Genomic DNA, 218 nt, shown 5'->3' with positions numbered 1-218 from the left:
GCACCATTACCGCGGATATGATCCAGCAGCTGGGAACAGTTACGCTGGATGCGGACACATTTGAAATGGTGGAACTGGTTGTGTCCGGGCGGATTGAACAGGCACAAAAGCGCCGCTTCAGTCCCTGGTGCGAAAGTGGCACCAGACTCTTCCGCCCAGGAACGTGCCAGTGCTTGGAGTTCGGAACGCCCAGGCTTATTGATCTGAACGCAATACCC

The 218-nt window shown here is 56.0% G+C and carries 1 pseudogene; it reads left to right on the top strand.

Features of this window, described 5'->3' with window-relative positions:
• Nucleotides 1-218 (top strand): annotated as a pseudogene (locus H6B10_RS17385) (hypothetical protein); the annotation flags it as partial.

The sequence above is a fragment of the Gemmiger formicilis genome, assembly GCF_016901605.1.
GTDB lineage: Bacteria > Bacillota > Clostridia > Oscillospirales > Ruminococcaceae > Gemmiger > Gemmiger formicilis_B.
Note: the sequence above shows the minus strand (reverse complement) of the source record. Positions and strands in the feature narration are given on the sequence as shown.